Origin of the sequence: Pseudomonas sp. Sample_21 (assembly GCF_004307525.1) — a bacterium.
Classification (GTDB): domain Bacteria; phylum Pseudomonadota; class Gammaproteobacteria; order Pseudomonadales; family Pseudomonadaceae; genus Aquipseudomonas; species Aquipseudomonas atacamensis.
In genome coordinates, this window is record NZ_RCNZ01000057.1 from 22603 (window position 1) to 28602 (window position 6000).

At 59.8% G+C, this 6000-nt stretch carries 4 protein-coding genes and 2 tRNA genes; all 6 read left to right on the plus strand.

Features of this window, described 5'->3' with window-relative positions:
• Positions 1-187: 187 nt before the first annotated feature.
• The 6 genes from ltaE to D8U71_RS07945 all read left to right on the plus strand — a co-directional run bounded on the left by ltaE (position 188) and on the right by D8U71_RS07945 (position 5999).
• Complete coding sequence (ltaE, locus tag D8U71_RS07920) at positions 188-1192, plus strand: low-specificity L-threonine aldolase (RefSeq protein ID WP_130887544.1); 1005 nt, start codon at positions 188-190, stop codon at positions 1190-1192.
• A gap of 146 nt (positions 1193-1338) precedes the next feature.
• Positions 1339-3954: an alanine--tRNA ligase gene (gene alaS, locus D8U71_RS07925; RefSeq protein WP_073472130.1), complete on the plus strand. Its 2616-nt coding sequence runs from the start codon at positions 1339-1341 to the stop codon at positions 3952-3954.
• 90 nt (positions 3955-4044) lie between these two features.
• Complete coding sequence (locus D8U71_RS07930) at positions 4045-5286, plus strand: aspartate kinase (RefSeq protein ID WP_016773595.1); 1242 nt, start codon at positions 4045-4047, stop codon at positions 5284-5286.
• Positions 5287-5473: 187 nt separating this feature from the next.
• Positions 5474-5662 carry a carbon storage regulator CsrA gene (gene csrA / locus D8U71_RS07935; RefSeq protein ID WP_002554426.1) on the plus strand — a complete coding sequence of 63 codons (189 nt, stop codon included), beginning with the start codon at positions 5474-5476 and terminating at the stop codon, positions 5660-5662.
• Between the two features lie 62 nt (positions 5663-5724).
• A tRNA-Ser gene (locus D8U71_RS07940) sits at positions 5725-5815 on the plus strand.
• A gap of 107 nt (positions 5816-5922) precedes the next feature.
• Positions 5923-5999, plus strand: a tRNA-Arg gene (locus D8U71_RS07945).
• Position 6000: the final 1 nt, after the last annotated feature.

The window sequence follows — 6000 nt, forward strand, 5'->3', positions numbered from 1 at the left end:
GCGGCTTCACATTCAACGAATATGCTGCCTGTTACTGCTCTTTCGCGAGCAGGCTCGTTCCCACATGGATTGTGCTTTTTCCTGAGGACGGTGATTTTTCCTTCTTCAAGGCTTGATTAATCCGCGCCATGACCGCAGTAATCCCACTTCACAAAGGGATTTCCCCATCTGACCAGAGGCCAGGTTCATGAGCGTTATTGATCTTCGCAGCGACACCGTCACCCAACCGACTCCCGCCATGCTCGACGCGATGACCGCAGCGGACACCGGCGACGATGTGTACGGCGAAGATCCGACGGTCAATCACCTCGAGGCCGAACTGGCCCAACGACTGGGCTTTGCCGCCGCGCTATTCGTGCCGACCGGGACCATGAGCAACCTGCTCGGCCTGATGGCGCACTGCGAGCGTGGCGACGAATACATTGTCGGTCAGCAGGCGCATACCTATAAGTACGAAGGCGGCGGGGCGGCAGTGCTCGGTTCGATTCAGCCGCAGCCGCTGGAGGTGCAGGCCGACGGTTCACTGGATCTGGATCAGGTTGCGGCCGCGATCAAACCGGACGATTTCCATTTCGCCCGCACGCGTTTGCTGGCGCTGGAAAACACCATGCAGGGCAAGGTGCTGCCGCTGGAGTATCTGGCGCGCGCGCGACGCTTTACTCAGGAACACGGCCTGCAATTGCACCTGGACGGCGCGCGGTTGTACAACGCGGCGGTCAAGCTCGGCGTCGATGCCCGGGAAATCACCCAGCATTTCGATTCGGTGTCGGTGTGCCTGTCCAAAGGCCTCGGCGCACCGGTCGGTTCGGTGCTGTGCGGTTCCGAGCAACTGATCGGCAAGGCGCGGCGTTTGCGCAAAATGGTCGGTGGCGGCATGCGTCAGGCCGGGTTGCTCGCGGCGGCTGGCTTGTACGCGCTGGATCATCACGTCGAACGGCTGGCGGATGACCATGCCAATGCGCAGTTGCTCGCCGAGGGTCTGCGTGAGGCCGGTTTCGTCGTCGAGCCCGTGCAAACCAACATGGTCTATGTGCAAATCGGCGACAAGGCCGCAGCACTCAAGGACTTTGCCGGCGAACGCGGGATCAGGCTCAGCGCCGCTGCGCGCTTGCGCATGGTCACGCACATGGACGTCAGCCGCGCGCAAATCGAACAAGTGATCGCGACATTCGTCGAGTTTTCACGCAAGTGACGGCGTCAGCCGTCCAATTGACCGTTTCTATCGTATAAACACGCTGTACCCCGCGCGCAGGGCCGATATAATGCGGCCCTTTGCCGTCGCTTCGTCTCACGACGTTTCGAACAGGCCTTTGGCCGCAGCCTCCGTGGAAGAACCTAATGAAAAGCGCAGAAATCCGTGAAGCCTTCCTTCGCTTCTTCGAAGAGCAAGGCCACACCCGTGTAGCCTCAAGCTCTTTGATTCCGGGCAACGACCCAACCCTGCTGTTCACCAACGCGGGGATGAACCAGTTCAAGGACTGCTTCCTGGGCCAGGAAAAACGTGCGTACACCCGTGCCACCAGCAGCCAGAAATGCGTGCGCGCCGGCGGCAAGAACAGTGACCTGGAAAACGTCGGTTATACCGCGCGTCACCACACGTTCTTCGAGATGCTCGGCAACTTCAGCTTCGGCGACTACTTCAAGCACGACGCGATCACCTTTGCCTGGACCTTCCTGACTGGCGTGCTGAAGCTGCCGAAGGAAAAGCTCTGGGTCACTGTCTACGCCACCGACGACGAAGCGTATGACATCTGGACACAGAAAATCGGTGTGCCCGCCGAGCGCATGATCCGCATCGGCGACAACAAGGGCGCTCCATACGCTTCCGACAACTTCTGGACCATGGGTGATACCGGCCCGTGCGGCCCGTGCACCGAGATTTTCTACGACCACGGCGAGCACATTTGGGGCGGCCCGCCGGGCTCGCCGGAAGAAGATGGCGACCGCTACATCGAAATCTGGAACAACGTGTTCATGCAGTTCAACCGCACCGCCGATGGCGTGTTGCATCCGTTGCCAGCGCCGTCGGTGGACACCGGCATGGGCCTGGAGCGGATCAGTGCGGTGATGCAGCACGTCAACTCCAACTACGACATCGACCTGTTCAAGAACCTGCTCAAGGCTTCGGCTGAAGCGATCGGCTGCGAAAACGGCGATCAGTCGTCGCTCAAAGTCGTTTCCGACCACATCCGTTCCTGCGGTTTCCTGATCGCCGACGGCGTGCTGCCGTCCAACGAAGGTCGCGGTTACGTGCTGCGCCGGATCATCCGTCGCGCCTGCCGTCACGGCAACAAGCTCGGCGCCAGCGGCAGCTTCTTCTACAAGATCGTCGCGGCGCTGGTTGCCGAGATGGGCGAAGCCTTCCCGGAACTGCAGAAGCAGCAAAGCAACATCGAGCGCGTGCTCAAGGCTGAAGAAGAGCAGTTCTCCAAGACCCTGGAGCACGGCCTGAAAATCCTCGAGCAGGATCTGGCCGAGCTCAAAGGCACCGTGGTGCCAGGTGACGTGGTGTTCAAACTCTACGACACCTACGGTTTCCCGATGGACCTGACCGCCGACATCGCCCGCGAACGCGGCCTGACCGTCGACGAAGCCGGTTTCGAGCGCGAGATGGAAGCGCAGCGTGTTCGCGCGCGTTCGGCCAGCTCGTTCGGTCTGGACTACAACACCCTGGTCAAGGTCGACGTGGCCACCGAGTTCACCGGTTACGCCGCCACCAGCGGCTCGGCGAAAATCGTTGCCATCTATAAGGATGGCCAGTCGGTCGACGTGCTGAGCGAAGGTCAGGAAGGCGTGATCGTGCTCAACCAGACGCCGTTCTACGCCGAATCCGGTGGCCAGATCGGCGACTGCGGTTTCATTCAGGCCGGCAGCAGCCGCTTCGACGTGCGCGATACCACCAAAACCGGCGGCGCATTCCTGCACCACGGTGTGCTGGCCTCGGGCAGCCTGACCATTGGCGCACCGGTGGAAACCCACGTCGACGCCGAAGTGCGTCACGCCACCGCGCTGAACCACTCGGCCACTCACTTGCTGCACGCCGCGCTGCGTCAGGTCCTCGGTGAGCATGTGCAGCAGAAAGGTTCGCTGGTTGACAGTCAGCGCCTGCGTTTCGACTTCAGCCACTTCGAAGCGATCAAGCCAGAACAGATCAAGCAGCTGGAAGACATCGTCAACGCCGAGATTCGCAAGAACTCCGCCGTTGAAACCGAAGAAACCGACATCGAAACCGCGAAGAACAAAGGCGCCATGGCGCTGTTCGGCGAGAAGTACGGCGACAGCGTGCGCGTGCTGAGCATGGGCGACTTCTCGGTTGAACTGTGCGGCGGTATCCACGCCAACCGTACCGGCGACATCGGCCTGCTGAAAATCATCAGCGAAGGCGGTGTGGCCTCGGGCGTGCGTCGTATCGAGGCAGTCACCGGTGCTGCGGCGCTGGCCTACTTGAACGCGGCGGAAGAACAACTCAAGGAAGCGGCCAGCCTGGTCAAGGGCAGCCGCGACAACCTGATCGACAAGCTCTCGGCGGTACTGGAGCGCAACCGTCTGCTGGAGAAACAACTCGAGCAGTTGCAGGCCAAGGCAGCCAGCGCTGCGGGCGACGATCTGTCGGCCTCGGCGGTGGACGTCAAGGATGTGAAGGTGCTGGCCGCCCGTCTGGACGGTCAGGATGGCAAAGCGCTGCTGGCGCTGGTCGATCAGCTGAAAAACAAACTCGGCCGCGCAGTGATCCTGCTCGGCGGTGTCCATGAGGAAAAGGTCGTACTGGTTGCAGGCGTAACCAAGGACCTGACTGGCCAACTCAAAGCCGGTGATTTGATGAAACAGGCTGCTGCGGCAGTGGGCGGGAAGGGCGGTGGTCGTCCGGACATGGCGCAGGGCGGCGGTGTCGATGCCGCTGCGCTGGATGGCGCGCTGGCGCTGACCGTTCCATTCGTCGAGCAGGCTTTATAAGACGGCTCGCCGGGCCCGCAGTCTAGTGGCTGGCCCGGCGACTGTTCGAAAGATTATTGGGCGCCCTTCATGGGCAGAGGCGGCTTTGAAATGGCTTTGATCGTACAGAAATTTGGAGGCACCTCGGTCGGCACTGTCGAGAGAATCGAGCAGGTCGCCGACAAGGTTAAGAAATTCCGCGATGCCGGCGATGACCTGGTGGTTGTGCTGTCTGCAATGAGCGGCGAAACCAACCGTCTGATCGATCTGGCCAAGCAAATCAGTGGCGAGGCGCAACCGGTTCCGCGCGAGCTGGACGTGATCGTGTCCACCGGTGAGCAGGTGACGATTGCCCTGTTGGCCATGGCGCTGATCAAGCGCGGTGTGCCGGCGGTGTCGTACACCGGTAATCAGGTGCGGATCCTGACTGACAGTGCGCACAATAAAGCGCGTATCTTGCAGATTGATGACCAGAAGATTCGCGGTGATCTGAAGGCTGGTCGCGTGGTGGTTGTCGCCGGTTTCCAGGGCGTCGACGAGCACGGCAACATCACCACCCTCGGTCGCGGCGGTTCCGATACCACCGGCGTGGCACTGGCGGCGGCCTTGAAGGCGGATGAATGCCAGATCTACACCGACGTTGACGGTGTCTACACCACCGACCCGCGTGTGGTGCCGGTCGCTCAGCGTCTGGACAAGATCACCTTCGAAGAGATGCTGGAAATGGCCAGCCTCGGTTCCAAGGTGCTGCAGATCCGTGCGGTGGAATTCGCCGGCAAGTACAACGTTCCGCTGCGCGTATTGCACAGCTTCAAGGAGGGTCCGGGCACCCTCATTACTATTGATGAAGAGGAAACCATGGAACAGCCGATCATTTCCGGCATCGCTTTCAACCGCGATGAAGCCAAGCTGACCATCCGTGGCGTGCCAGACACCCCGGGCGTGGCGTTCAAGATTCTCGGCCCGATCAGTGCCGCGAACATCGAAGTCGACATGATCGTGCAGAACGTCGCGCACGATAACACCACCGACTTCACCTTCACCGTGCACCGCAACGACTACCAGGCCGCACAGACTGTGCTGGAAAACACCGCTCGCGAGATCGGTGCTCGTGAAGTGGTTGGCGACACCAAGATCGCCAAGGTCTCGATCGTCGGCGTCGGCATGCGTTCCCACGCAGGCGTGGCCAGCCGCATGTTCGAATCCCTGGCGAAAGAAAGCATCAACATCCAGATGATCTCGACTTCGGAAATCAAGGTGTCCGTAGTGATCGAAGAGAAGTACCTGGAACTGGCCGTGCGCGCGCTGCACACGGCTTTCGAACTGGATGCTCCGGCCCGTCAGGGCGAGTAATCCGCTTCTGTGAAGGGCGCGGTCTGACCGCGCCCTTTATTTTTGAATGGCGCGAGCCCCGGAACTGTTCTTTTGCTCGCGCTGGTCAATACTCAGGCATGTAGGGCTACGATCGCTGCGGTTGTAGGTCGGGTGCCTTTTTTTTGCAGACTGTTGTCCCTGAAATGAATGGCGTAAGGAGAAAGGTATGCTGATTCTGACTCGTCGGTGCGCGGAAAGCCTGATTATCGGTGACGGCGAAATCACCGTGACCGTGCTCGGCGTCAAAGGAAACCAGGTGCGTATCGGCGTCAACGCTCCGAAAGAGGTTGCGGTGCACCGTGAGGAAATTTACCTGCGTATAAAGAAAGAGAAGGACGAAGAACCAAGCCATTAATTTTTATCGATTTTTATGTTTGCAAACGGGGAAGAAGCTGGTTAATATACGCCCCGTGTTGCGGAGAGCTGGCCGAGTGGCCGAAGGCGCTCCCCTGCTAAGGGAGTACACCTCAAAAGGGTGTCGGGGGTTCGAATCCCCCGTTCTCCGCCATTATTTGCTTAGTACGTCGTAATCTGGCTTCTTCTGTAAGTTGTTGAAATTACTAGAAAAAGTGTTTGACATAGAGATTAGACGGCCTATAATGCGCGGCAACAAATGCACTCGTAGCTCAGCTGGATAGAGTACTCGGCTACGAACCGAGCGGTCACAGGTTCGAATCCTGTCGAGTGCACCAT

What these genes read in the sequence shown, in the direction of transcription:
- ltaE (WP_130887544.1), top strand. Translation starts at nt 188, where the DNA reads ATGAGCGTTATTGATCTTCGCAGCGACACCGTCACCCAACCGACTCCC.
- alaS (WP_073472130.1), top strand. Translation starts at nt 1,339, where the DNA reads ATGAAAAGCGCAGAAATCCGTGAAGCCTTCCTTCGCTTCTTCGAAGAG.
- D8U71_RS07930 (WP_016773595.1), top strand. Translation starts at nt 4,045, where the DNA reads ATGGCTTTGATCGTACAGAAATTTGGAGGCACCTCGGTCGGCACTGTC.
- csrA (WP_002554426.1), top strand. Translation starts at nt 5,474, where the DNA reads ATGCTGATTCTGACTCGTCGGTGCGCGGAAAGCCTGATTATCGGTGAC.